This window comes from Armatimonadota bacterium (assembly GCA_031460175.1).
GTDB lineage: Bacteria > Sysuimicrobiota > Sysuimicrobiia > Sysuimicrobiales > Sysuimicrobiaceae > Sysuimicrobium > Sysuimicrobium tengchongense.
The window spans coordinates 17,110-42,806 of sequence record JAVKGW010000006.1 but is presented as its reverse complement, the minus strand read 5'-3'; the positions used below and the strand labels follow the sequence as shown (position 1 = coordinate 42,806).

General features: G+C 67.9%; 27 protein-coding genes. 5 read left to right on the top strand and 22 right to left on the bottom strand.

What is annotated here, in order from left to right; translation table 11 throughout:
- The 16 genes from QN206_09030 to icd form a co-directional block, all read right to left on the bottom strand.
- Entirely contained in the window at nt 1-1,977 is a 1,977-nt protein-coding gene (locus QN206_09030) for a V-type ATPase 116kDa subunit family protein (protein MDR7614948.1), read from the bottom strand.
- Between the two features lie 6 nt (nt 1,978-1,983).
- A complete protein-coding gene (locus QN206_09025) occupies nt 1,984-2,319 on the bottom strand; it encodes a V-type ATPase subunit subunit G family protein (protein MDR7614947.1) in 336 nt (111 codons plus the stop codon).
- A 132-nt stretch (nt 2,320-2,451) separates the two neighbouring features.
- Complete coding sequence (locus QN206_09020; GenBank protein ID MDR7614946.1) at nt 2,452-3,906, bottom strand: NADH-quinone oxidoreductase subunit N; 1,455 nt, start codon at nt 3,904-3,906, stop codon at nt 2,452-2,454.
- Nucleotides 3,903-5,420 carry an NADH-quinone oxidoreductase subunit M gene (locus tag QN206_09015; protein MDR7614945.1) on the bottom strand — a complete coding sequence of 506 codons (1,518 nt, stop codon included), beginning with the start codon at nt 5,418-5,420 and terminating at the stop codon, nt 3,903-3,905. The genes QN206_09020 and QN206_09015 overlap by 4 nt, the downstream gene beginning before the upstream one ends.
- A gap of 2 nt (nt 5,421-5,422) precedes the next feature.
- Nucleotides 5,423-7,504, bottom strand: coding sequence for an NADH-quinone oxidoreductase subunit L (gene nuoL, locus QN206_09010; GenBank protein MDR7614944.1), 2,082 nt, complete (start codon nt 7,502-7,504; stop codon nt 5,423-5,425).
- Between the two features lie 7 nt (nt 7,505-7,511).
- Nucleotides 7,512-7,820 carry an NADH-quinone oxidoreductase subunit NuoK gene (gene nuoK, locus QN206_09005; protein ID MDR7614943.1) on the bottom strand — a complete coding sequence of 103 codons (309 nt, stop codon included), beginning with the start codon at nt 7,818-7,820 and terminating at the stop codon, nt 7,512-7,514.
- Nucleotides 7,817-8,308: an NADH-quinone oxidoreductase subunit J gene (locus QN206_09000; protein ID MDR7614942.1), complete on the bottom strand. Its 492-nt coding sequence runs from the start codon at nt 8,306-8,308 to the stop codon at nt 7,817-7,819. Before QN206_09000 ends, nuoK begins: the two co-directional genes overlap by 4 nt.
- Nucleotide 8,309: 1 nt before the next feature.
- Nucleotides 8,310-9,293 carry an NADH-quinone oxidoreductase subunit NuoH gene (gene nuoH / locus QN206_08995; protein MDR7614941.1) on the bottom strand — a complete coding sequence of 328 codons (984 nt, stop codon included), beginning with the start codon at nt 9,291-9,293 and terminating at the stop codon, nt 8,310-8,312.
- A complete protein-coding gene (locus QN206_08990; GenBank protein ID MDR7614940.1) occupies nt 9,293-9,628 on the bottom strand; it encodes an NADH-quinone oxidoreductase subunit A in 336 nt (111 codons plus the stop codon). The genes nuoH and QN206_08990 overlap by 1 nt, the downstream gene beginning before the upstream one ends.
- Nucleotides 9,629-9,853: 225 nt before the next feature.
- A complete protein-coding gene (locus QN206_08985) occupies nt 9,854-11,200 on the bottom strand; it encodes a YvcK family protein (GenBank protein MDR7614939.1) in 1,347 nt (448 codons plus the stop codon).
- Nucleotides 11,201-11,203: 3 nt separating this feature from the next.
- On the bottom strand, nt 11,204-12,058 hold the full coding sequence (rapZ, locus tag QN206_08980) for an RNase adapter RapZ (protein MDR7614938.1): 855 nt from the start codon (nt 12,056-12,058) through the stop codon (nt 11,204-11,206).
- A 4-nt stretch (nt 12,059-12,062) separates the two neighbouring features.
- Nucleotides 12,063-12,401, bottom strand: coding sequence for a phage holin family protein (locus tag QN206_08975; GenBank protein ID MDR7614937.1), 339 nt, complete (start codon nt 12,399-12,401; stop codon nt 12,063-12,065).
- A gap of 1 nt (nt 12,402) precedes the next feature.
- Nucleotides 12,403-13,287: a succinate--CoA ligase subunit alpha gene (gene sucD, locus QN206_08970; GenBank protein ID MDR7614936.1), complete on the bottom strand. Its 885-nt coding sequence runs from the start codon at nt 13,285-13,287 to the stop codon at nt 12,403-12,405.
- Nucleotides 13,288-14,394 carry an ADP-forming succinate--CoA ligase subunit beta gene (gene sucC / locus QN206_08965; GenBank protein MDR7614935.1) on the bottom strand — a complete coding sequence of 369 codons (1,107 nt, stop codon included), beginning with the start codon at nt 14,392-14,394 and terminating at the stop codon, nt 13,288-13,290.
- On the bottom strand, nt 14,391-15,326 hold the full coding sequence (gene mdh / locus QN206_08960) for a malate dehydrogenase (protein MDR7614934.1): 936 nt from the start codon (nt 15,324-15,326) through the stop codon (nt 14,391-14,393). Before mdh ends, sucC begins: the two co-directional genes overlap by 4 nt.
- Nucleotides 15,327-15,336: 10 nt before the next feature.
- On the bottom strand, nt 15,337-16,581 hold the full coding sequence (icd, locus tag QN206_08955; protein ID MDR7614933.1) for an isocitrate dehydrogenase (NADP(+)): 1,245 nt from the start codon (nt 16,579-16,581) through the stop codon (nt 15,337-15,339).
- 99 nt (nt 16,582-16,680) lie between these two features.
- Here icd and QN206_08950 point away from each other — a divergent pair, with 99 nt between their 5' ends.
- The 5 genes from QN206_08950 to QN206_08930 are packed head-to-tail and all read left to right on the top strand — an operon-like array spanning nt 16,681 to nt 20,590.
- Nucleotides 16,681-17,379, top strand: coding sequence for a FadR/GntR family transcriptional regulator (locus tag QN206_08950; GenBank protein ID MDR7614932.1), 699 nt, complete (start codon nt 16,681-16,683; stop codon nt 17,377-17,379).
- 11 nt (nt 17,380-17,390) lie between these two features.
- Nucleotides 17,391-17,741: a succinate dehydrogenase, cytochrome b556 subunit gene (sdhC, locus tag QN206_08945; GenBank protein ID MDR7614931.1), complete on the top strand. Its 351-nt coding sequence runs from the start codon at nt 17,391-17,393 to the stop codon at nt 17,739-17,741.
- A gap of 9 nt (nt 17,742-17,750) precedes the next feature.
- The gene (gene sdhD / locus QN206_08940; protein ID MDR7614930.1) at nt 17,751-18,125 is read left to right on the top strand and encodes a succinate dehydrogenase, hydrophobic membrane anchor protein; all 375 of its coding nucleotides are present in this window, start codon (nt 17,751-17,753) and stop codon (nt 18,123-18,125) included.
- Between the two features lie 16 nt (nt 18,126-18,141).
- The gene (sdhA, locus tag QN206_08935; protein MDR7614929.1) at nt 18,142-19,878 is read left to right on the top strand and encodes a succinate dehydrogenase flavoprotein subunit; all 1,737 of its coding nucleotides are present in this window, start codon (nt 18,142-18,144) and stop codon (nt 19,876-19,878) included.
- Nucleotides 19,879-19,891: 13 nt separating this feature from the next.
- Nucleotides 19,892-20,590: a succinate dehydrogenase iron-sulfur subunit gene (locus QN206_08930; GenBank protein ID MDR7614928.1), complete on the top strand. Its 699-nt coding sequence runs from the start codon at nt 19,892-19,894 to the stop codon at nt 20,588-20,590.
- Here QN206_08930 and QN206_08925 read toward each other — a convergent pair.
- The 6 genes from QN206_08925 to hisF form a co-directional block, all read right to left on the bottom strand.
- On the bottom strand, nt 20,571-21,839 hold the full coding sequence (locus QN206_08925; GenBank protein MDR7614927.1) for an MFS transporter: 1,269 nt from the start codon (nt 21,837-21,839) through the stop codon (nt 20,571-20,573). The genes QN206_08930 and QN206_08925 overlap by 20 nt on opposite strands.
- Before the next feature lie 5 nt (nt 21,840-21,844).
- Nucleotides 21,845-22,930 carry a metalloregulator ArsR/SmtB family transcription factor gene (locus QN206_08920; protein ID MDR7614926.1) on the bottom strand — a complete coding sequence of 362 codons (1,086 nt, stop codon included), beginning with the start codon at nt 22,928-22,930 and terminating at the stop codon, nt 21,845-21,847.
- Nucleotides 22,931-22,999: 69 nt separating this feature from the next.
- Nucleotides 23,000-23,551, bottom strand: a complete 552-nt coding sequence (locus QN206_08915; GenBank protein MDR7614925.1) for a cob(I)yrinic acid a,c-diamide adenosyltransferase — start codon at nt 23,549-23,551, stop codon at nt 23,000-23,002.
- 1 nt (nt 23,552) lies between these two features.
- Nucleotides 23,553-24,284 (bottom strand): metallophosphoesterase family protein, encoded by a 732-nt coding sequence (locus QN206_08910; GenBank protein MDR7614924.1) that lies wholly within the window; start codon nt 24,282-24,284, stop codon nt 23,553-23,555.
- 13 nt (nt 24,285-24,297) lie between these two features.
- A complete protein-coding gene (gene hisIE / locus QN206_08905) occupies nt 24,298-24,927 on the bottom strand; it encodes a bifunctional phosphoribosyl-AMP cyclohydrolase/phosphoribosyl-ATP diphosphatase HisIE (protein MDR7614923.1) in 630 nt (209 codons plus the stop codon).
- A 5-nt stretch (nt 24,928-24,932) separates the two neighbouring features.
- The gene (gene hisF / locus QN206_08900; protein MDR7614922.1) at nt 24,933-25,694 is read right to left on the bottom strand and encodes an imidazole glycerol phosphate synthase subunit HisF; all 762 of its coding nucleotides are present in this window, start codon (nt 25,692-25,694) and stop codon (nt 24,933-24,935) included.
- Between the last annotated feature and the right edge of the window lie 3 nt (nt 25,695-25,697).

Here is a 25,697-nt window from a genome sequence, read left to right as displayed (position 1 = left end):
TCACCTCCCTGTCCGTTGGAATGGCCGGTAGGGCTCACCGGCTTCCTCGTGATACTTCACCTTCGTGAAGAATTCCACCCAGTGCAGACGCGCGGGCTGAATCACGTGCCCCACAATGGTAAACACGAAGAACAGGATCTGGGCAAGAGCAGAGATCAGGGAACCCACCACGGTGCCCACGACCCCGCGAACCCCGAAGGTCTCCGCCATGCTGGGGCCCAACTCGTTGGCGGCGCTCGCGAGGGCTGCGGCCGCGAGGCCGAAGGCCATGAGCCGGGCGTGGGAGAGGATGTGCCCGAAAGCGGTTGCGGATTCCAAGAACCACATGGGGTTGGCGGCCCGGAAGGCCAGGCCGACCGCGAAGGCCACCAGGCCCGCCCAGAGGAAGTACCAGCTGAGGGAGACCGCGGCCGCGGGGAGCAGGCCGGACATGCCGCCCAGGAGCAACAGGACCCAGCTGAGGACCAGGATCATCACCACGCTCTCGAAGATGCCCCGGAGATGCCGGTGCCGGATGGCCATACCCAGGTGTCCCACCAGACCTCCGTAGATCATGAGCATCCCCAGGAGCACGATGAGCTGGAAGTACAGGTCCCGGTGAGCGTAAACCCGATCGAAGATGGGGCGTACATGAAAGAGCAGTTCCGGAAGGTTGCCGAACACCTCCGCGTACAGGGCCCCGAAGACCATGACCCAGAACGCGACCACCCGCACGATCCAGGACACCGCGCCCAGGACCTCGGGGCGCATCCGGAGGTTCAGAAGGGGGATCTCCAAGACTTCCCCTCGACGCGCCCGGTTGCGCAGGGCCCAACCGAGCAGGAAGAACAGGGCCCCGTATCCCACGTCGCCGATCACCAATCCCACGAACAGCGGGAAGGTCAGGGCCAGCAGGGGTGTGGGATCCCAGGTCCCGTATCGGGGAGGCCGGAAGATGGAAAGGAGCAGCTGAAACGGCCGGATGGGCGCTGGATTTTCCAGCGCCACGGGAATGTGGGCCGCCTCCTCCTCATCGTGGGGATCCGCGGGGGTGTCGTAGACCACCACCTGGTCCCCGAAAGCCCGGCGCACGGCGGCCCGAAGCCTCTGCACCTCCCGGGTGGGAACCCACCCGTGCACGATGAAGGCATACCGAGACTGGGCGAAGGCGGGCAGGACCTGAAGCTTGGCGAGCTCATCCCGGAGGTAGGCCTCGATGGCCTGCACCGTCCCCCGGTGCTCCCGGCTGAGGGCTTCCAGATGACCTCTCAGTTCCTCGATCTCCCGGGGGAGCTCCTCCCGCCGCCGTTCCATCTCCTGGATGGCCTGCAGGGCGGGACGGTCCGCGAACCGGGACGGCAGGCGGAGCTCCGTGATGCCTGCCCGCTGGAGAAAGGCGCGCACGGATTCCGCATCCCGCTTGTGGAAGGCCACCACCACGCCCGTGGTCTGCTCGTCGACCTGCCGGGTCACCACCTCCACCCGATCCCCGGTGAGCCGACGCAGCTCCTGCTGGAGCCCTGCCACCACGGGAGCCGCCTTCCCCTTTAGGACAAACCCGTAGGTCTCGAAGTGCCGGCTCCCCTGGAGGGCCCCCAGGAGGGGCGAGAGGACCCGGAGGGCGTTCTCGTAGGCGCGGATGAGCTCCAGCTCCTCCTCCGCCTCCAGCCGCCTGCGGACCAGCTCCCGGGCCTGCTGCTCGATGGGATCCAGGATCGCTTCCAGCTCCTCCAGGGAGCGCGTTCCCAGGTCCGGAATGGGGATGGGCCCTGTCCGGGGGAGCAGGTTCAAGAGGCCCGTGGTCCGGGCGAGCAGGGCCTCCAACCGGCGCTGGCGCTGTTCCTCCTCGCTCCCGGGCTCCACGGGGCGGACCGCGGGGACTTCCTCCGCCTCCACCCGGTCCACATGGACCACCCCCAGGCGCTGCACCACATCCGTAACCTCCCCGAGCAGCCGCTTGGGGCCAAGGAGGAGCACCCGGCTCATCTCGACGATCATCGGCCCTTACCCCCGGAGGATCGCCTCCACCACGCGCCGCACGGCTTCGTCCAGCCGCTGCTGGGCCCGGGCGCGGAGATGCTCCGCCTCCTCCCGGGCCCGTTCCAGGGCCCGTTCTTCCACGGCCCGGGCTTCCGCCGCCGCCCGCTCCCGGGCCTCCTGCTCCAGCCGGACGATCTCCTGCCGGGTCCGTTCCCGGATGCGGGCCGCCTCGGCCTCCGCCTCTGCCAGCATGCGCTCTGCCTCGGCCCGGGCTTCAGCGACCAGACGCTCCAGCTCCTGCTCCTTTTCCGCGATCACCAGCAGGATGTTATCCTGTTTCGCGTCCCGTTCGTGCGCCATGCTCGACCCCGAACCCGAGCGTTTAGACGAGAAGCGGGGTCCGCACCCCCACCGGGCACGCGAACCACCGCTTCGCCTCCCTCATGCTAGCACACCCCGCCCCGGCGGCACGCAAGAATTCCCTTCTCGGGCCTAGAACCCCGCCAGCAGACGCTGGGCGGACTGGATGAGGGTGACGAACGGCTGAGGGACCACCCCGAGCGCCAGGGTCCCCAGGGCCGTGAGGACCAGGGCCCATCCGGTGCCCGGGGGGACCGGAACGGAGACCTCCCGGGCGGGAGGCATCAGGTACAGGGCCCGGATCACGCCCACGTAATAGTACAGGGAGACCACACTGTTCAGGACGCCGACCACCGCGAGCCACAGCAGGCCCGCGTCCACCGCCGCGGAGAAAAGATAGTACTTGCCGAAAAATCCGGCCGTGGGGGGGATGCCCGTGAGGGAGAGCATGAAGAGGGCCATGGCCAGGGCCACCCCCGGTGCCCGCTGGCTGAGCCCCGCGTAATCCGGAATCTCGTCCGAGCCCGTGCTCCAGGAGGCCACCAGGGCCGCGAAGAAGGCTCCCAGGTTCGTGAAGAGGTAGGCCCCCACGTACGCGAGCAGGGCCGGACGGGCCCACGGGGATGGGGCAGCCGCCACCGCCATGAGCATGAACCCCGCGTGAGAGATGCTGGAGTACGCCAACATCCGCTTGATGTTCCGCTGCGGCAGGGCAAGGAGATTGCCCACGGTCATGCTGAGAGCGCTCAGCACCGCCATCAACAGCCGCCAGTCCATGCTCTCCGGCGGCACCGCCACCAGCAGGGTCCGGAGCAACGCCGCGAATCCCGCAGCCTTCGGGCCCACGGAGAGGTACGCGCTGACGGGGGTGGGAGCCCCTTCGTACACGTCCGGCGTCCACTGGTGGAAGGGGACCATGGAGATCTTGAACCCGAATCCCGCCAGCGCCATCCCCACGCCCAGCCCACCCACAGGGCCCAGCTGTCCGAGTTTGCCCGCGATGTCGTAGAGGCTCGTGGAGCCCGTGGCTCCGTACAGGAGGGAGAAGCCGTAGGCCATGACCCCGGTGGTGGCTGCCCCGTACAGGAAGTACTTCACGCCCGCCTCGTTGCTCTTCGGGTTGCCCTTGAGATAGCCCGCCAGGAGGTAGCTGGTGAGGGAGACGAACTCGATGCTCAAGAGCAGCGTGATGAGTTCGCTGCTGGAGGCCATGAGCATGAGGCCCAGGCAGTTGAAGACCAGCATCCCGTAGGCCTCGCCCGCATACGCCGTATACCGGGGGAAGAAGTCCATCCCCACCAGGATCACCAGGGCCGTGGCCACCACGGCCACCAGCTTGAAGTAGACCCCGAAGTGGTCCACCGTGTACGTGTCCCAAAGGATCCGAACCCCCGCCTCCCCGAGTTTCTCCAGATCCCGCAGGAGCAGGGCCGCGCCCACGCCCGCCACCCCCAACCCGAGGATCCCGAGTCCTCCCACCACGGACTTGCGCTCCTGCGGGAGCAGGAGATCCACCACCAGCAGCAACAGGGCGAGGCTTCCGACGAGGATCTCCGGCACGAGCCAGCGGAGGTCTGTCCCGTTCATCGCACCAACCCCACGAGCTGCATCACCTGCGTGGTGCTGAGGTTGATGAACTCCACCAACGGCCGCGGGTACACCCCGAACACGATCATGAGGATCACCAAGGGGATCAGGGACCAGGCCTCCCGACGATCCAGATCCGGCAGGTCTCCCCACCGGGGGTTGGTGGGCCCCAGGAAGATGCGCTGAATGGTCCACAGGAAGAAGGCCGCGGTGACGATGATGCCGATGGCCGCAAGCGCGGTATGCACGGGCAGAATGGCGAAGGAACCCACGAAGATCAGGAACTCCGCCACGAAGCCCATGAGCCCCGGGAGTCCCAGGGAGGCGAACATGGCGGTGATGGTCACGGCCCCGTATTTGGGGAGCACCGCCCACAGCCCGCCGAAGTCCTCTACCCCGCGGGTGTGGGTCCGATAGTCATAGATGACGCCCACGATGAGGAACAGGGCCCCCGTGATGACCCCATGGGCCAGCATCTCCAGCACCGCTCCGTTCAGGGCCGTGGCCGCGGGGCCCATGAGCTCTGGCCTCCCTCGGGCCGCGGCCGCGGCGGCCACCGCCAGCATCACATATCCCATGTGGTTCACGGAGGAGTAGGCCACCAGTTTCTTGAGATCCTGCTGCGCCATGGCCACCAGGGCGCCGTAGATGACCCCGATGACGGCCAGGGTCGCGATGAGGGAGGCATGCTGCTGGAAGATCTCGGGGAAGAGGGGAAGACTGAAGCGCACGAACCCGTAGGTCCCCAGCTTCAGCAGGATGGCGGCCAGGATGACGGAGCCCGCCGTGGGGGCCTCTACGTGGGCGTCCGGCAACCAGGTGTGGAAGGGCCACATGGGCACCTTGATGGCGAAGGACAGAAAGAAGCCCCAGAAGGCGAGCTGCGCCAATAGTCCGGTCCCTGCCAGCGGCCGGGCCTCCAGGATCCGCAGCACGTCGAAGGTCCGCTCCCCGGGCGGCAGGTGGAAGTACAGGAGCAGGATGGCCAGCAGCATGGCCAGCGAACCCACCAGGGTATACAGGAAGAACTTGATGGCCGCGTACTCCCGGCGGGCCCCCCCCCAGATCCCGATGAGGAAGTACATGGGGACCAGGGTGAGCTCCCAGAACACATAGAACAGGAAGAAATCCAGGGCGAAGAACACGCCCAGCATGCCCGTTTCCAGCAGCAGGAACAGCAGGTTGTACTCCTTCACCCGCTCCTCCACCCGCAGGGAATAGATGACGGAGAGGAGCGTGAGAAGGGTGGTGAGGATGGCCAGGGCGAGGCTCATGCTGTCCACCCCCACCTTGTACTGGACGCCGATGGCGGGGATCCACGCCGCCTCCTCCACCAGCTGGATCTCCCGCCGCCCGAAGTCGAAATACGACAAGATGGCGAGGGAGCTGAGGAAGGTGAGCCCTGCGAATGCCAGCGTCACCCTTCGGATGCGGCCCGGATCGTGCGGGGACAGGAACAGCACCACGAGGGCCCCCAGGAGCGGCAGGAAGAGGGTCACGGTGAGAATGGGCATGGTCACAACCTCCACAGGGTCCACACCACGATGAGCACCACGCCCAGGGTGGCGAGGAGGATGTAGTTATAGGCGCGACCCGTCTGGACGTAGCGCAGGATCCCGCCCAGCCACCGTGTGAGGATGCCCACCAGGTTCACGATCCCGTCCACCACGTACGTGTCGAACAGGCGATCCAGCCGGGCCACCAGCACCAACAGGTAGCCCACCGCGTTCACGATCCCGTCCACCACGTAGGTATCGAAGGCCCGTAACAGCCGGGCCAGGGCCAACCCTCCCCGCACGAAAAGCCAGCCGTAGAACGCATCGAAGTACATCCGGCTCCGCAGGAAGGTCACCAGCCAAGGCACCCATCGCCGCACCTGCTCGCTGCGGATCACCCCTGCCCCATACATCACCCAGGCCGCCAGGATGCCCGCCAGGGCCACCCCGAGCCCCCGCAGGGCTACGGCCCAGGAGAAGTCCGGCGCGTGGATGCCCGCTTCCCTGAACCCCTCGAACTCGATGAAGTGGTGGAGCCAGGATCCGCCCTCGGGTCCCGTGCCGGGAACTCCCACTCCCCCCACCACCGCGGAGAAGACCGCGAGCACCACCAGGGGGACGGTCATCACGGGCGGGCTCTCGTGCGGGACGGTGGCATGCGAACCCTGTCCGTGGGATCCGTGGTGGGCCTCCCGGATCCCCGCCCGCGCGTAGTCCTCCGGGAGCCACGGATCCGGCTCCGGGTGTGCAGGTCCCCGGTAGGATCCGAAGAAGGCATAGGCCACAAGCCGGGTCATGTAAAAGGCGGTGAGGAAGGAGGCCACGGTGAGCACCCAGTACACCGCGGGATTGTGGTGGTACGCCTCCAACAGGATCTCATCCTTGCTCCAGAAGCCCGCGAGCGGGAAGATCCCGGCCAGCGCCAGATATCCCACGAGGAACGTCCCGAAGGTGACGGGCATGCTCTTCCACAACCCGCCCATCTCCTTGATGTTGTTCGTGCGCACCGCGTGAATCACGCTTCCCGCTCCCAGGAACAGCAGTGCCTTGAAGAAGGCGTGGGTGAGGAGGTGGAAGAAGCCCGCGGTGTACCCCAGGACTCCCAGCCCCGCCATCATGAAGCCCAGCTGGCTGATGGTGGAGTACGCGAGGATGCGCTTGATGTCGTCCTGGGCCACCGCCATGAGGGCCGCCAGAAGCGCCGTGGCCGCCCCGACCCAAGCCACCGCCTCCAGGGCCACATGGTTCGGCGTGTAGAAAAAGAGGGGGTAGGTGCGGGCCACCAGGTACACGCCCGCGGCCACCATGGTGGCCGCGTGGATGAGGGCGGAAACCGGGGTGGGCCCCTCCATGGCGTCCGGTAGCCACACGTGAAGGGGCACCTGACCGCTCTTGCCCACGGGCCCTCCGAAGACCAGGAGTGCGGCCAGGACCGCAAGGGGCACGGGCATGCCGAACAGGGGAACCGCGGCGGGAGACCAGGTCTTGCCGTGGGCCAACGCCTCGAAGATCTCGTGGTAATCTACGGTACCGAACTGCCAAAACAGCAGCATGATCCCCACCAGCATGAAGGTGTCCCCCACCCGGGTGGTGAGGAAGGCCTTCATCTGCGCCATGTTGGCGGAACGCCGCCGGAAGTAGAAGCCGATGAGGAGATACGAGCACAGCCCGATGATCTCCCAACCCAGCAGGAGCACCACGAAGCTGTTGGCGAGGACCGTGGTGAGCATCCCTGCGCAGAAGAGGCTGAGGAAGGCGAAGAACCGACTGTAGTAGGGATCTCCCCGCATGTAGCCCACGGAGTACACGAAGATGAGGGTGCCCACCACGGTGACCATGAGGGCCATGGTGGCGGACAGGCGATCCACGGTGTATCCCGCGGTGATCTCCCGGTCCCCCCCCACGGCCCAGACCGTCCGCCACACATACGGCTCCGCCCCTCGGAGCTGCTCCCCGAACACCAGCAGGGCCGTCAGGGTCGCCAGGAACATGGCGCCCAGCGCCACCCAAGGCGACCGATCCCCGAGCCTCCTGCCCCAGGCGATGAGAACCCCGTATCCGAGGAGGGGAAAGAGCGGGATGAGCCAGGCCCAGGCGCTCATGGTCCTCCTACCACTTCATAAGGTTGATCTCGTCCACCTGCACGGTCTCCAGGTGTCGGTAGGCGCTGATCACGAGCGCCAGTCCCACCGCGGCCTCGCACGCGGCCAGGGTGATGACGACGAGGGCCGCGATGTGCCCCCGCACCAATTCCGGGGAGACGAACTTGGTGAAGGCCACGAAATTGATGTTGGCCGCGTTCAGCATGAGCTCGATGCCCATGAGGATGGCCACCGCGCTGCGCCGGGTGAGCACCGCGAAGAGACCCACGGCGAACAAGAGGGCACCGGAGACGAGGTAGTGTCCGAGTCCGATCATGCCTCCCTGCGCGCCACCACGATGGCCCCCACCAGACACGCCACGATCAGCAGGGACGTGACCTCAAAGGGCAGCACGTACGCGGTGAGAAAACTCTGACCCACGGCCCCCGGATTGTAGTCGGGAAGGGTGCCCTGGGCCTGAGGCCAGGGGGTCCGGGTGAGAACCGCGATGAGCAGGACCGCCAGGGCCAAGCAGACGAGGGCCCCCAGGGGCACCTGCTCGTTCCGGGGCCGGACCCGTACGCCCGTGGCGCCCTCCGTGAGGAGGATCACGAACAGGATGAGCACGGTGATGGCCCCCGCGTAGATGAGGATCTGGATGGCGGCCACGAATTCCGCACCCAGCAGCACGTAGTAGCCCGCCACCGCCAGGAGCACGGGGATCAGGGACACCGCGGCGTGCACCATGTTCCGGGAGAGCACCACCACGAGGGCGGCCCCCAGGGCCACCGCGGTCAGTCCGTAGAAGGCCACGGCCTCCGCCATCTCACCCGCTCCACGTCACCAGCAATCCCGCCAGGAGGAGGTTCGCAAGGCTCAGGGGCAACAGGAGCTTCCACGAGACGTTCAGCAGCTGGTCGATCCGGAAGCGCGGATACGTCCACCGCACCCACATGAAGAAGAACACCACCGCGTAGGTCTTCAGCAGAAACCAGAAGATGCCGTCCACCACGGGCCCCACGAGAGGGATCTCGAACGGGCCCCGCCAGCCCCCCAGGAACAGGGTCACGAAGAGGGCCGAGGTGGCGAACAGGGATCCGTACTCCCCGAGCTGGAACAGGGCAAACCTGAGGGGGGAATACTCGGAGAAATACCCGGCCACCAGCTCCGACTCCGCCTCCGGGAGGTCGAAGGGGATCCGGTTGCTTTCCGCGGTGGCCGCCACCAAGAACACGAGGCCCGCCAGGAGGACGGAGGGATACGTGTACCAGGGATAGGGTTGGGCCTCCACGATACGGACCGTGGAGAGGGTCCCCGCGATGGTGGCCACCGTGAGGATGGAAAACCCCAGAGGAAGTTCATAGGAAACCATCTGGGCGGCGGATCGCAACCCCCCGAGGAGTGCGTACTTGTTATTGGAAGCCCATCCCGCGGTGAGGATCCCCACCACTTCCAGGGAGAGGACCGCGGCGAAGTACAGGACCCCGACCCCGAGGTCCCGTACGATGACGCCCGGCCCCCAGGGGAGCACCACATAGCTCATGAGGGCGGCCACCGCCACCACCACGGGTGCGACGCCGAACATCAGGCGATCCGCGCCCGCGGGCAGGATGTGCTCCTTCTGCAGGAGCTTCAGGAGATCCGCCAGGGTCTGCAGGGTCCCGTAGGGTCCCACATGGCGAGGTCCGATGCGGGCCTGGACCCACGCGCTCACCTTCCGCTCCATCAGCACCAGGAAGAGCGCCACCCCAACCGCCACGAAGGTGAACACGATCACCACGGAGAGGACCATGCGGATCGCCTCCGCCATCACGTCCACTCCAGCCCTCCCTTCCGCCACGCGTATGCGAGGCCCACCGCGAGAACGACGATGAAGACCAGCATCTCCACGAAGGCGAGGGGCCCCAGCTGCCGGAGGACCACGGTCCACGGATAGATGAAGATCACCTCGATATCGAAGAGGAGAAACACCAAACTGTAGAGGTAGTAACGCACGTGGAACTGGGCCCATGCCTCCCCGAAGGGGATCACACCGGACTCGTAGGTCAACCGCTTTTGGGAATACGAACTTCGGGGGGCCAGCAACCAGACCACGGCGAACGGCAATGCCGCCAGGAGGCTACCCAGCAGCGCGAAGGCCGCCACGTATGCCCAGTCGAACGGCACCTCCCTCACCTCGGATCTCTCCGTCCGGCAAGACAGAGGACCTGTCCCGCCATGGCCTCCGGAGCGTCGGTTTACCCCCTCGAACGGAACCCTTTACACCGCGGCAGCGGATGCCGGAACCATCATCCGGTGGGCAATCCGGTCCTGACGGTCCAGGCGCATCATAGGGCTCCCCTTCTCCTCATGTCAAGCAAACAAAACCAGCTACGGATTGATCACGCTCACCCGCACCGGACGCCGGCGGTGGAGGAGGCGCTCGAAGATCTCCAGGACCGCCTGGGCCAGACGGGCCGGGTCGTGACGCAAGAGGTCCGTCTCGCTCATCAGGGGGCGTCCCACCGCCTCCACGCCCAGATGCCGGATCCGCTCCAGGTCGGGCTCCACGGGGAAGGCACCCTGTTCCCGGTAGCGTTCCAGCACGGCCCGGTTGCGGGGCATCTGGGTATTGACCAGGGCCACATCCACCACCCCGGTCCCGAGGTGCTCCACCACCGTCCGCACGTGATCGGAGGCCCGGAACCCGTCCGTCTCCCCGGGCTGGGTCATGACGTTCACGATGTACACCACGGGCGCGGAGGCCCTCCGGAGGGCCTCCGCGATGCCCGGAACCAGAAGGTTGGGGAGCACGGAGGTGAAGAGGCTCCCGGGGCCCAGCAGGATGAGGTCTGCCTGGACCAGGGCCTCCAGGACCTCGGGAACCGCACGCACGTTCGGGGGATTCAGGTAGACCCGGCGGATGGGCTTGCGGAGCTGCGGGATGGTGGATTCTCCTTCCACCACGGTCCCGTCCGCGAACTCCGCCCCCAGCACCGCGTGATCCGCGGTGGCCGGAAGGACCTGTCCCCGGATGGCGAGCACGCGACTCGCCAGCCGCACCGCGGACACGAGGTCCCCCCCTACCCCCACCATGCTGGCCAGGAACAGATTGCCGAAGGAGTGACCCGCCAGGTCCCCTCGGTCGAAGCGGTACTGGAACAGGCGGGTCATCACGGGCTCCACCTCTGCCAAGGCCACCAGGCAGTCGTTGATGTCCCCCGGGGGGAGGATTCCCAGTTCCCGCCGGAGGCGTCCCGAACTCCCCCCGTCATCGGTGACCGTCACCACCGCGGTGAGGTGGGCGGCATAGGCCTTGAGGCCCCGCAGGAGGGTCGAAAGTCCGGTCCCGCCTCCGATGGCCACGATGCGGGGACCTCGGGGAACAGCTCGGTGCTGGACCAGCAGCTCCACGAGTCGGTGGTCCCCCCGGGGCAGGAAGACGCCGGCCACGGATCGGATGGTGGCCCGCACTCCGAGGAAGACTCCATAGAGGCCCAGGACGACCAGGGCCGTGCCCGAGCCCAGGACCGCTCCGTCCGGGAGCGCACCGATCCGCTCCAGTAGACTCCTCCGAAGAGGGAGACGGCTTAGGAGGAGCAAGGTCCCCCCGGTCACCAGAAGGACGCCCAACAGCACCAGGGCCAGGAACCGCTTGACGCGGATTCCCGGAACCAGCCACTTGGCGAACTGGCGCACCCGAAGCGGAAGGCGCACCCGGATCACCGCCTGCCTCATGCCTCACTCCCGATCCAGGTCCCGGTGCCGGATCCGAACCGCATAGCCCAATTCCCGGAGGTGGCTTCCCAGCTCCTCCGCGAAGACCACGGACCGGTGCCGTCCCCCCGTGCACCCGATGGCGATCACCAGGTGCGACTTCCCCTCCCGGATGAAGTGCGGGAGCAGGAAGGAGACCATCTCCAGCATCTGCCCCCGGAAGGTCTGGGCCTCCGGGGAGGCGAGCACGTAGGCCCGCACCTCCGGATGGGTTCCCGGGTGAGGACGTAGCTCGGGCACGTAGTGGGGATTGGGGAGAAAGCGCACGTCGAAGACCAGGTCCGCGTCCATGGGCAGTCCGTGCTTATACCCGAAGGAGAGCACGGTGATGGTGAGGGCCCGCTCCGAAGTCGGCCCGAACTCTGCCTGGAGCTCCGTCCGCAGGGCCTGAGGGGTAAGGGTGCTGGTGTCCACGATCTTGTGGGCCCGCTCCCGTAGGGTCTCCAGGCGCCTCCGCTCCGCTTGAATTCCCTCCAGCACGGACCCGCTCGGGGCGAGGGGATGCTTGCGACGGGTCTCCTTGAACCGGCGGACCAGGACCTCGTCCGAAGCGTCCAGGAAGAGGACGCGATAGGGGAGTCGACGCTCGTCCAGGGCTCGGAGGGCGTCCTCGATCTCATCGAAGAACTCTCCGCTGCGGATGTCCATCACCACCGCCACCCGGTCCACCCGCCCGTGGGACCGACTCACCAGCTCCGCAAACCGGGGCACCAGGACAGGCGGCAGGTTGTCCACGCAGAAGTACCCCATGTCCTCGAAGACGTGCACCGCGGTGGACTTGCCCGCTCCGGAAAGCCCCGTGATGATCACGAACTGCATGGGTCTAGGGCCCCATCACCGCGGCCAAAAGCACACCCAGGACGGAGAGGAAGAGGGAAACCGCAAAGAGGGCCACGATCCCACCGTGCGGGATCCCGAGGGACCAGACCACGAGGTACAGCAGGAGGGTGTTCACCCCGAGCGTGGCGAGCCCCAGGGTGAGGAGATTCAGGGGGAGGGCGATGAGAAGCAGCACGGGACGGAGGGTAACGTTGACCACCGCCAGCAAGAGGGCCGCGCCCACGAGGGTCCGCCCGTCCTCCACCCCCAGTGCCCCGGGGAAGATCCGGGGAGCAAGCCCCAGCCCCACGACGTTCACCAGAACCCGGATGAGAAACCCCACCTCACTCCACGGGCCGTCCGTTCAGGACCCGGGCCACCAGGGAAGCGACCTGGGTGGGCAGCTCCGCCACCGCCACCCCCGCGGCCTGCAGAGCCTCGATCTTCGCCTGGGCGGTTCCCTCGCTGCCGGAGATCACGGCCCCCGCATGCCCCATGCGCTTGCCGGGAGGAGCGGTCCGGCCTGCCACGTACGCCACCACGGGCTTGCGCACGCGATCCCGGATGTAGGCCGCAGCCTCCTCCTCCGCGGTCCCCCCGATCTCACCCACGAGCACCACCACCTCCGTCTGAGGATCCTGTTCGAAGGCTCCCAGGAGTTCCACGAAGCTCGTGCCGATCACCGGATCCCCACCCATGCCCACCGCGGTGGACTGTCCGATCCCCGCCCGGGTGAGGGAGGCCACGATCTCGTAGGTGAGGGTTCCCGAGCGGGAGGCGAGGCCCACGGGTCCCGGCCGGAAGAGGTTGTTCGGCATGATCCCGATCTTGCATTTGCCCGCGGAGGTGACCCCGGGGCCGTTGGGACCGATGATGCGGATCCCCCGGCGCCGAGCCGCCTCCACCATCCGGATGGTGTCGTGCACCGGGATGTGCTCCGTGATCACCACGATGGGATCCAGGCCGGCCTCCACCGCTTCCAGCACGGCATCGCAAGCGAACCGGGCAGGCACGAACACGCAGCTGGCGGTCGCCCCCGTGGCCCGGACCGCCTCCTCCACGGTGTCGAAGACGGGGACCCCGTGCACCCGCTCCCCCCCTTTTCCGGGCGTGACGCCCGCCACCACCCGGGTCCCGAACTCCAGCATGCGGGCCGTGTGGAAGGCGCCCTGGTACCCCGTGATCCCCTGCACCAGGACCCGGGTGGTCTCGTCCACAAGAATGCTCATCTACGGCCTCCCCACCGAAGCCACCGCGTGGCGGGCCGCCTCCTCGGGGTCCGTAAAGGCCGCCATCCCCGCCTCTTCCAGGATCCGGCGACCCTCCCCTTCATTGGTGCCCACGAGCCGGATGGTGGTGGGAACCGTGGGGCGGGCGGCCACGATCCCGCGGGCGATGTCGTCGCACCGGGTGATGCCCCCGAAGATGTTGATGAACAGGACCCGCACCCCCGGCTTCCGGAGCACGATGTCCACCGCGTGCCGCATGGCCTCGCTGCTGGCCCCTCCGCCCACGTCCAGGAAGTTCGCGGGCCGGCCGCCGAAGTGAGCCACCATGTCCAGGGTGGACATCACGAGTCCGGCCCCGTTCCCGATGACGGCGATGTCCCCATCCAGCTCCACATAGGAGAGATCGTATCGCCGAGCCAGACGCTCCAGGTCCGTGGCCTCCTCGTCCTCTGGGAGATCGGGGTGCCGGAAGCGGGCGTTGTCGTCCACCACCACCTTGGCATCCACCGCCAGCAGGCGCCCCTCCGCCCGCGCGAGGGGGTTGATCTCCGCGAGCTCCGCGTCCAGGTCCACGCACACGCGGTAAAGGGCGTGGGCGATCTGGGCGAACTGGACGAGAGAATCCCCGCGGAAGCCCATGCGCTGCGCCACCTGCCGCGCGTGGAACGGCAGGAACCCCTCCAGGGGATCGATGGCCACCTTGTGGATCCGATCAGGATGGGTGCGGGCGATCTCCTCGATGTCCACCCCTCCCATGCTCGAGGCCACGAAGGCGAGGCGCCGCGCGGAACGATCCACGGTGAAGGCGAGGTAGTGCTCCTCCTCGATGTCCACGGCCTCCGCCACCAGGATCCTGCGGACCCGCTCCCCCCGGATCTCCATGCCGAGAAGGGTCCGGGCCCGTTCGATCGCCTCCTCCGGGGTCCGGGCCAGCTGGATCCCTCCCGCCTTGCCACGGCCACCCACCAGGACCTGGGCCTTCAGCACCAGGGGATAGCGCAGGGACAACCCCGGGATCTCCTCGGGGCGCTCGATCACCGCATCCCGCTGAACGGGGATGCCGTAGCTTCGGAACAGCTGCTTGGCCTGGTACTCGTGGAGCTTCATACCTGCACGGCTCCCAGAAGTTCTCGCACCGCGGCGCAGCTCGCCCGAAACAGCCCCCACTCTTCCTCGGAAAGGGGGAGCTCCACGATGCGCTCCACCCCGCGGGCCCCGAGGATCACCGGGACGCCCACGCACACGTCCCGCTCCCCGTACTCCCCCTCCAGGTACACGGAGCACGGGAGGAGACGCTTGCGATCCCGGAGGATGGCCTCCACCATCTCGCAGATGGCGGCCCCGGGAGCCGCAAAGGCGCTCTGCTTCATGAGCTCCGTGATCTCCGCCCCGGCCCGTCGGGTGCGGGCCACCACCGCCTCCAGCCGTTCCCGAGGCAGAAGGCGCGTGACCGGGATCCCCCGTACGTTCGCGAGGGAGGCCACGGGCACCATGTCCTTATCCGTGTGGGCCCCGATCACCAGGGCCTGGACGTCCTGTACGGACACGCCCAACTCCGCCGCGAGGAAGGCCCGAAACCGGGTGGTGTCCAGGGCCCCGCTCTGTCCGATGACCCGTTCCCGGGGAAGCCCGGAGGTGCGGTAGGCGATGTACGTCATGGCATCCAGGGGATTCGTGACGATCACGTACACCGCCTCTGGCGAGCGGGGAACCACCTCCTGCATGATCCCGCGCACGATCCCCGCGTTCGTGTCCACCAGCTGCTCCCGGGTCATCCCGGGTTTGCGGGGAACCCCCGCGGTGACCACCACCACGTCCGAACCCGCGGTGGCCGCGTAGTCGTTGGAGCCCGTGACCCGCACGTCAAACCCCGCGATGGGACCCGCGTGCTGGAGGTCCAGGGCCCTGCCTTGTGGCAATCCCTCGATGATGTCCACGAGGACGATGTCCCCCAGCTCCCGGCCGGCCATCCATTGGGCCGCAGCCGTGCCCACCGCCCCGGCCCCCACGATGGAGATCTTGGGCCGCCCCCGCGCCATGATCCGCCTCCTAGAGGTTGTTGATCACTTCCGTGGCGAACTCGCTGGTGCGGACCTCCCGGGCCCCCTCCATGAGACGTGCGAGGTCATAGGTCACCACCTTCTTCCGGAAAGTCGCTTCCAGTCCCCGGATGATGAGGTCCGCGGCTTCCTGCCAGCCTATGTACTCCAGCATCATGACCGCGGAGAGCAGGAGGGAGGTGGGGTTCACCTTGTCCTGTCCCGCGTACTTGGGAGCGGTGCCATGGGTTGCCTCGAACACCGCATGGAAGTCCCCGATGTTGGCCCCGGGCGCCATCCCGATCCCCCCCACCAGGGCTGCGATGGCGTCCGAGAGGTAATCCCCGTTCAGGTTCCCCGTGGCGATGACATCGATGTCCTGAGGCCGGATGACGATGTGTTGAAAGGTGATGTCCGCCATGAAGTCCTGGATCAGGAGCTTGCCCTCGGGAACCTTCCCGCCGTAGCGGGTCTGCACCTCCTCCCAGGTGACCGTTTGATCCCCGAACTCCTCCTTGGCCACCTGGTAGCCCCACTCCCGGAACCCGCCCTCCGTGTACTTCATGATGTTTCCCTTATGGACGAGGGTGACGTTCCGGCGCTTGCGATCCAGAGCGTACCGGATGGCCTTCCGCACCAGGCGCTTGCTGCCAAACGGGCTCATGGGTTTGACGCCGATGGCCGAGCCCGGCCGGATCTCCGCGCCGAACTCCCTCCGCAGCCACTCGATGATCCGGTTCGCCTCCGGGGAACCCGCGGGCCACTCGATCCCGGTGTACAGGTCCTCGGTGTTCTCCCGGAACACCACCATGTTCACCCGTTCAGGGTGCCGGATGGGGGCGGGAACGCCCTCGAACCACCGCACGGGGCGCACGCAGGCGTACAGATCCAGCAACTGCCGGAGGGCGACGTTGAGGGACCGGTACCCACCGCCCACGGGGGTGGTGAGGGGACCCTTGATCCCCACGTAGTAGTACTCGAAGGCCCGGAGGGTATCCGCGGGAAGCCAGTCCCCGAACTCCCGGTAGGCCTTCTCTCCCGCATACACCTCATACCAGACGATCCGGCGGCGTCCCTCGTACGCCTTCTCCACCGCCGCGTCCACCACGCGCCGGGTGGCCCGCCAGATATCGGGGCCGATCCCATCCCCCTCGATGAAGGGGATGATGGGAACATCGGGGACCACGAGACGTCCATCCTGAACCTGGATGCGCTGGCCTTCCTTTGGCAGGGAGAACCGTTCCAGCTGCAGCATCCCCTAACCTCTGTGATTCTAGATGCCGTGAGGGGCCGTTGACGGAGGCCCGCCTTGAGAATACCATAAGGGTTGGTCAGACCACTAGGCCACCAGACCATGAACCGCGCATCCCTCTTCCAGCCCATCCGCCCCCGGCGTCTCTACGAGGCGATCGTGCACCAGATCCAGGAGCTGGTGGCCGAACGGCACCTCCAGCCGGGGGACCGGCTCCCCAGCGAGCGGGAGTTGGCGGAGCTGTTGAACGTGAGCCGGGCCTCCGTGCGGGAGGCCCTGCGGGTGCTGGCCGCCCTGGGGCTGGTGGAGGTCCGACCCGGAGACGGCACCTTCGTCCGGGAGCCCCCCACTCCCGTGGATCCCGCGGTCTGGAGCCGCCTCTCCGAGCGCACGTTCCTCTTGGACCTCTTGGAGGCCAGGCGGATCGTGGAGCGGGAGGTGGTGGTTCTGGCGGTCCGGAGGGCGACCGCGGAGGACGTGGAGCAGCTGCAGGAGCTGGTGGAGCGTCGGGCCGCGGAACTGGCTGGTGGCCGCCGAGACCTGGAAGGGGACCTCCGGTTCCACGAGCAGCTGGCGGAAGCCACCCGCAATCCCGTGCTCGCCTCCCTGGTGCGCACCCTCACGGAGATGTGGCTGCTGAGCCGGGAGGCCGCGGGTCGGGCGCCCACGAGTCCCCAAAAGGCTCAACGGTTCCACGAGACCATCCTGGAGGCTCTCCAGCGGCGCGACGAGCAGGCCGCGTGGGAGGCCATGGAGTGCCACATGGACGACATGCGCCGGGAGATCGAGCAAGGGACCTAGGAGGTGGGGGAATGTATCGAGGCGGACCCGGGATGCTGGCTTGGGCCCTGCACCGGATCACGGGCGTGGCGGTGCTCGCGTTCCTGCTGCTTCACATCATCGAGACCTCCATGCTCCTGTACGGTCCGGAGGCCTACAATCACGCCCTCGCCCTTTACAAGCAGCCTTGGTTCAAGCCCCTGGAGTTCCTCCTGGTGGCCGCGGTGGTGTACCACGCGGGCAACGGAATCCTGGTGATGATCCTGGACCTCTTTCCCCGAGCCACCCGGTCCTACCGCCGCATGTTCTGGGTGGGGGCGGCCCTGTACGCGGTGGTGATGCTGCCCGTGGCGGTGCTCATGCTCCGGCCGATCTTCCCGTAGGAGGGGACCATGACGGGCGCGCGTGCGAACGGCTGGGCGTGGCTGGGGTGGCTCTATCTGCGGATCTCCGCGGTGCTCCTCCTGGGCCTCGTGTTGGGCCATCTCTACATCATGCACGTGCTCAACAGTACGGACCGGATCGACTTCGCCTTCGTGGCCCAGCGGTTCAGCACCCCCTTCTGGCGGGTGTATGACCTCCTTATCCTCCTCCTGGCCCTCACCCACGGGCTCGTGGGGGTTCGAGGGATCGTTTACGATTACACACGGTCCGCCGGCTGGCGGCTTGTGTGGAACGTCGTCCTCTGGTCCGTGGGTCTGGTATTCACCATCCTGGGGTCTCTCGTGCTCTTCAGCTTCCAGCCCGGAACCCTCATAGGGCGGTAAAAAGGGGGGAGACGCGATGGCGGTGCACGAGTTTGACGCGGTGATCGTGGGGGCGGGCGGAGCCGGGCTCTATGCGGCCATGGAGCTGAGTCGCCAAGCGGACCTGCGGGTGGCGGTGATCTCGAAGCTGTACCCCACCCGTTCCCATACGGGGGCCGCCCAAGGCGGGATCGGGGCCGCGCTGGGGAACATGGAGGAGGACCACTGGGAATGGCACATGTTCGATACCGTGAAGGGCGGGGATTATCTCGTGGACCAGGACGCGGCGGAGATCCTGGCCCGGGAGGCCATCGAGACCGTCTACGACCTGGAGCACCTGGGGCTGCCTTTCGATCGCACCCCGGACGGCCGCATCGCCCAGCGCCGGTTCGGGGGCCATACCCACCACTTTGGACAGGGCCCCGTGCGTCGGGCCTGCCACGCGGCGGATCGGACCGGCCACATGATCCTGCAGACCCTGTACCAGCAGTGCCTGCGGCAGAACGTGCGTTTCTTTAACGAGTTCCAGGTGCTGGATCTCCTCGTGGAGGACGGGGCCGCCTGCGGGGTGGTGGCCTGGGAGATCCTGACCGGGGAGCTGCACACCTTCCACGCCCGGGCAGTCATGTTCGCCACGGGCGGATGGGGCCGGATCTACAAGGTCACCAGCAACGCCCACACCCTCACGGGTGACGGGGCCGCCATCTGCTGGCGCCGGGGGATCCCGCTGGAGGACATGGAGTTCTACCAGTTCCATCCCACGGGGATCTACCGCTTGGGCATCCTCATGTCGGAGGCCGCGCGCGGCGAGGGAGCGGTGCTGCGCAACCGGTACGGGGAACGGTTCATGGAGCGCTACTCCCCCACCCTCCTGGACCTGGCCCCCCGGGACATCATCGCCCGGGCCATGATCACGGAGATCCGGGAGGGCCGGGGCATCGACGGAAAGGACTACCTCCACCTGGACTTCACCCACCTGCCTCGCCAGCTCCTCGAGGAGAAGCTTCCGGACATCACCAGCTTCGCCCGGATCTACCTGGGGATCGATCCTGCCACGCAGCCCGTCCCCGTACAGCCCACCGCCCACTACGCCATGGGCGGCATCCCCACGGACGTGTGGGGTCGGGTGGTCCTGGACGAGAAGAATACGGTTCTCCCCGGGCTGTATGCGGCCGGAGAGTGCGCCTGCGTGTCCGTGCATGGGGCCAATCGCCTGGGCACCAACTCCCTGGTGGACATCCTGGTGTTCGGCCGTCGGGCGGGGCGGGACATGGTCCGCTACCTCCGGGAGGCGGAGCGGGTCCCGCTGCGCCATAACCCCGACAGCGACGCCCGGGAACAGATGGAGCGGCTGCTCCGCAGCGAGGGGAAGGAGAAGGTGGCCGTCCTCCGGCAGGAGCTGGCGGAGAACATGATGGAGTACTGCGGCATCTTCCGCGACGAGGCGGGCCTTCGGAAGATGCTGGAGATCCTCGGGGATCTGCGGGAGCGGTACCGCCGAATCCGTCTGGACGACCGGGGCCGGATCTTCAACCAGGATCTGCTGGAGGCGTGGGAGCTGGGGTGCCTGTTGGACGTGGCGGAGGCCACGGTTCGCTCCGCCCTCCACCGCACCGAGAGCCGGGGGGCCCACATGCGGGAGGACTATCCCAAGCGGGACGACGAGAACTGGCTCAAGCACACCCTGCTCTACCGCAAGCCGGATGGCACCTTCGAGTTCCGCTATAAGCCCGTGGTGATCACCCGGTTCCAGCCGCAGGCACGGACCTACTGACCCGGAGGTTCCCATGAAGGCGACCATCCGCATCAAGCGGTTCAACCCGGAAGTGGACCGGCGGCCCTACTGGGCGGAGTACGAGGTCCCCGTGGATCCCTTCGATCGGGTGCTGGACGCCCTCCACTACATCAAGGCGAACCTCGACGGTTCCCTGGCCCTGCGTCGCTCCTGTGCCCACGGGATCTGCGGATCCGACGCCATGCTCATCAACGGCCGCAACCGGCTCGCTTGCAAGGTCCTCATCAAGGACCTGGGACCCCGGATCACCGTGGAGCCCCTCCGGGGGCTTCGGGTCATCAAGGATCTCGTGGTGGACATGGAGCCCTTCTTCGAGAAGTACCGCCAGGTTATGCCGTGGCTCATCACCGACGAACCACCGCCGCCCCAGGAACGCCGGCAGACCCCGGAGGAGCGCGCCCGGTACGAGGACACCACCAAGTGCATCCTGTGCGCGGTATGTACCACCGCCTGCCCCATTTTCTGGGGCACCGGGGAGTTCCTCGGCCCCGCGGCCCTGGTGGCCGCACACCGGTTCATCTTCGACAGCCGCGACCAGGCCGCGCAGCAGCGACTGCAGATCCTCGCGGACCGCAGCGGGGTTTTCAAGTGCCGCACGGTGTTCAACTGCACGGAGGCATGCCCGCAGGGGATTGAGATCACCAAGGCCATCCAGGAACTCAAACAGGCCATCATCCTGAGCCGGACCTAGCCTGCGGAGCCGCATCCCCAGGGGGACGAAAGGCCGCCGGACGCCGCAGGGCGTGTCCGTCCAGGCGGACAAGGTCCGGGACCAGTGCCGCGCATACCCCGGCGCTGAGCGCCACCAGGGCGCCGTTCAGGGCGAGGCTCGCGGGAACGCCCACCAGGTCCGCCAGGGACCCCGCCACCAGGCTTCCCGGCGGGCCGCTGCCGATGAGGGCCAAGGTGTAGAGGCTCATCACCCGGCCCCGGTACCGATCCTCCACCAGGGACTGGATGGTGGAGTTCGTGGCGGACATGAAGGAGGTCAGGAAGAACCCCGTGAGGCTCAGGCAGGCCAGAGCGGGCAGGAGATGGCGGGTCATCGAGAAGGCCAAGAGCGCCATCCCGGTGGCCGCCGCGCTCGTGAGCACGAACCGCCCAGGCCGATGGGACGCTCCTCCTCCTGCCACCCGGAGGGCTCCGAACGTGCTGCCCATCCCCACCGCGGTGAGGAGGTAACCGTTTTCCAGGGCGCCCCCGTGCAGGACCCGGACGGTAAAGGCCGGGCTGAGCACCGACCACGTAAAACCGAACATCCCCACCGCCGCCAGGAGCAGGAGCAGGGACCGCACCACCCGCTGCCCATGGACATATCGGAGCCCGCCCAGGAGGTGATCCAGCAAAGGGGATCCGCGGTCCACCTGGGAATCCACCCGGATCCGGGCCATGGGGAGGATCACCGCCAGGTAGGAGAGGGCGTTGAGGAGGAAGCACCATCCGGGCCCGCCCGCCTGGTAGACGAAGCCCGCCAATGTGGGACCGAAGATCCGGGATCCGTTGAACATGGCCGCGTTGAGCCCGATGGCGTTCTGCAGGTCCTCGCGGCTGACCAGGGCGGGGAGGATGGCCTGCCGGACGGGCGCATCCATGGCCATGAGGAAACCGTTTACGAACGCGAAGACCATGAGGTGCCAGACCTCCACCCACCCTCCGAAGGTCAGACCCGCCAGCAGGCCCGCGGAGAGGAGGAATCCCGTCTGGGTGAGGAGCAGCAGGCGCCGCCGGTCGTACCGGTCCGCCACCGCTCCCCCGAACAGGGAGAAGAGCAGGGAGGGGAGCGTGAAGGCGAAGGTCACCACCCCGGTCTGCAGGGCCGACCCCGTCCGCTCGTACACGAAGAAGGCCTGGGCCGTGGCCTGCATCCACGTTCCCACCTGGGAAACGGCCATCCCCAACCAGTACGTGCGATACGCGCGATGGCGAAACGCCCGGAACATGGCCCTCAGGAGGGAACTCCGGCTTGCCCGGAAGGGGACCGGAGGAACGCCCGCAGGTGGATGAGGGCGGATTCCAGGGCCTCCGGGTGGAGGGTGTACCAGCGGGTCTGCTGGCGCTCCACCACCCGGATGAGCCGTGCGGCCCGCAGGACGGCTAGGTGGTGGAGTACGGTGACATGGCTGGTCCCCAGGGCCTCGGCGATCTGCTGGGTGTACATGGCCCGCTCCGCCAGCAGGCGCAGGATCCGAAGGCGGGATTCATCCGCGAGGGCCCTCGCCACTCGCCGGACCGTCTCCAGGGCGTCCGGGGTCGCCTCCGCCCCGAGGGGAGTGATGTACGTGCGGATCCCCCCGTGATCCACCACGAGGTTGTAGGGCCGCACGAAATAGGAGGGAGCCACGATCACCTCGGAGGCCGCCGCGGGATCCAGAACGAGCCCTCCCGTGGCCTCCTCCACGAAACTCTGGAGGGGAAGGCGCCGGGCGCGCTCCCGCTTGCGCGCCGCGTCCTGCTGCAACAGGGGAAGGATCCGGTCTTCCTCCGGGGCGTAGACGGCCTGGTAGAAGCGCCGCAGGAGCCGCACCATCCCTTCCTGCACTTCCCGGGGATCCCGGCTCGCCAGGGCCACCGCCTCCCGCCGTCCCAGTTCCCTGGGATAGGCCTGCCCGAACCGCCGCAGGGCGGCACGGGCCGGGCCGGGCCGGGTCCTCAGCACCTCACACAGGTGCGGCCTCGCGGGCCGAGCCGCGGGGGGGCTCGTGAGGAGCAGGAGCACGAGCTCCTCCGCGGGCAGCCGGGCCACCTGATCCACGAAGGCCGGCACGCTGGCCTCCGCCACCTGCCGGTCCAAAAGGGTCACCAGGGAGAGGAAGAAGGCCCGCGGGCCCGCAAACCGTGCCAGGTCCCGGCGCAGGCGAGGGCCAAGGGCGCGGCGGGCCCGCCGGATCCACTCCTCCGGAACGTCGAACTCCAGGGACCGCCCGTGGTGGTGAACCACGAAGAGGGCGGCCAGGAAATCGTACACGGAGGACGCCTCCACCCGGAGGTGCGGCTCCGTACGAGGCGGCGAGAGCAGGATCTCCCGGCCCATGGCGGATGTAGATTCCTTGCTACGCCTATGTAAATTGTCCTCTACTTCCGCCGGAGAGACAATCCCGGGTCAGGGCCGGGGCTCGGGGGGCCAGGGGGATTCCGGGACGCCTGCCCGGAAGTTCACCCACCGGGCGGCCACGAACAGGAAATCGCTCAGCCGGTTCAGGTAGCGGAGGACCTCCGGGTTCAAGGGCTCTTGACGGGCCAGGGTCACCAGCCGCCGCTCCGCCCGCCGGGCCACCGCCCGGGCCAGGTGCAGCCACGCGCCTGCCTCCGTCCCGCCGGGGAGGAGGAAGGACCGGAGAGAAGGGAGGTCCGCGCTCAGCCGATCAATCCAGTGCTCCAGCTCCTCCACGGATTCCCCGGTCAGGCGGGGGATCCGCCCTTTCTCCGGACGGGGCGCCGCCAGTTCCGCACCGATGCAGAAGAGGGTCTCCTGGATCCGCCCGAACCACCGCGGGAGATCCTCCCCGGGCAGCAACCTGCGCACCACGCCGAGGACGCTGCACAGCTCATCCACGGTCCCGTACGCCTCCACCCGGGGATGGTCCTTCCACACGCGCTCGCCTCCCCACAGGGCCGTCTGCCCTCCATCCCCCGTGCGGGTATAGATCCGCATCCTAGCGTCCCTCCGCCAGACGTGCCCACAGGGGCCGGGGGAGCTCCGCGGCCCGCATCTTCCGCTGCACCGCCTCGATGGGATACACAAGTCGCCGGAGCTCCACCGTCCGGGCCTCCGCGTCGTAGATGAGGTAGGCGGCTCTGGGGTCTCCGTCCCTGGGTTGCCCCACGCTCCCCACGTTCACCAGGTGCCGCGTGCCCTCCTCCAGACGCACGGGGGCGTTCGAGGGGAGCGGCCGCACGGAGGTGTGAACGCCGTTGTGGAGGAACCACACGGGCAGGTGGGAGTGCCCGAAAAAGCAAATGGAAAAGGGCTCGGACCGGAAGTTCTCGTCCGCGGTGAGGGGATCCAGGATGTACTCCTCCACGGGGTCCCGGGGACTCCCGTGGACGAACAGGATGCCCTCTTCCTCCGCCCGGGGCAGGAGGGAGGCCAGGTAGGCGCGGACAGACGGCGAGAGCCGCTGGCGGGTCCACTCGATGGCCATGCGGGCGAAGAGGTTGAACCGCTCGGGGTTCAGACGTCCGAGGGCCGCGAGGTCGTGGTTGCCCACCAGCGCCAGGTGCAACACGGGCCGGAGACGCTCCACGCACTCGTTGGGTTCGGGCCCGTAGCCCACGAAGTCCCCCAAGCACATCACCCGGTCCACCCCCTGCCCCTGGAGATCCTGCAAAACCGTCTCCAGGGCGTCCAGGTTCGCGTGGATGTCCGAGAGGATGGCGTACCGCATGCCTCCCCAGGCGCTACGGGCCCGAACGGGCTCTCCGCCGGCGGCCCAGCTGGTCCAGCACCTCCTCCCACGTGGCGCCGCTCCGCTGGAGGAGGACCAGCAGGTGGTAGAGAAGGTCTGCGGCCTCCTCCGTGAGACGCTCCCGGCCCTCCTCCCGGGCGGCCCGGGCCACCTCCGCGGCCTCCTCGTAGATCTTCTCCCGCAACCGCGCGGGGTGGTCCTGGAGGAGGTCGGAGGTGTATGAGCCCTCCACCGGGTGCGCGGCCCGGTGGGCGATGAGGGCGGCGAGGTCCGAGAGGATCCCGAAAGAGGAGCGGTCCCGCTCTCCCTCCAGGGTCCGGTGGAAGCAGGTGGGTTCCCCCAGGTGACACGCGGGACCCTCCGGCTCCACCACGTACAGGAGGGCATCCGCGTCGCAGTCCACGAGGATCCGCACCACCCGGAGCCGGTTCCCCGAGGTCTCCCCCTTCATCCACAGGGCATTCCGGGCACGGGACCAGAAGTGGGCGAAGCCCGTGGTCCGGGTGCGCTCCACGGCTTCCGCATTCGCGTAGGCCAGCATGAGCACTTCCCCGGTCCGACGGTCCTGGACCACCACGGGGACGAGGCCCCGATCGTCGTAGGCGAGTGCCTGCGGCTCCACCGCCCTCAATCCACGCGAACCGGAATCCCCGCGGCCGAAAGTGCCTCCTTCACCTCGCGGATCCGCACCCGCCCGAAGTGAAAGATGGAAGCCGCGAGGGCCGCATCGGCCTTTCCCTCCGTGAGCACCTCCACGAAGTGCGCGGGATTTCCCGCCCCGCCCGAGGCGATCACGGGAATCCCCACCGCCTCGCTCACGGACCGGGTCAGCTCGAGATCGAACCCTTCCGTGGTGCCGTCCCGGTCCATGCTGGTCAGCAGGATCTCTCCCGCGCCCAACCGCTCCACCTCCCGGGCCCAGGCGACCACGTCCAGGCCCGTGGGCACACGGCCCCCGTGGGTATAGACCTCCCATCGCCCGGGCGCCCGGCGCCGGGCGTCGATGGCCACCACCACGCACTGCGATCCGAAGATGCGGGCGGCCTCCCGCACGAGCGCCGGTTGCTGCACGGCCGCGGTGTTCATCGCCACCTTGTCCGCCCCTGCCCGCAGCATGCGGCGCACGTCCTCCACGGAACGGATGCCGCCGCCGACGGTGAGGGGGATGAACACCTCCCCCGCGGTCCTGCGCACCACCTCCTCCAGGATCGGACGTCCCTCCGCGGAGGCGGTGATGTCCAGGAACACGAGCTCATCCGCCCCCTCCCGGTCGTAGAGGGCCGCGAGCTCCACGGGATCCCCCGCGTCCTGGAGATCCACGAACCGCACGCCCTTCACCACGCGGCCCGCATCCACATCCAGACAGGGGATCACGCGCTTGGCCAGCATCCC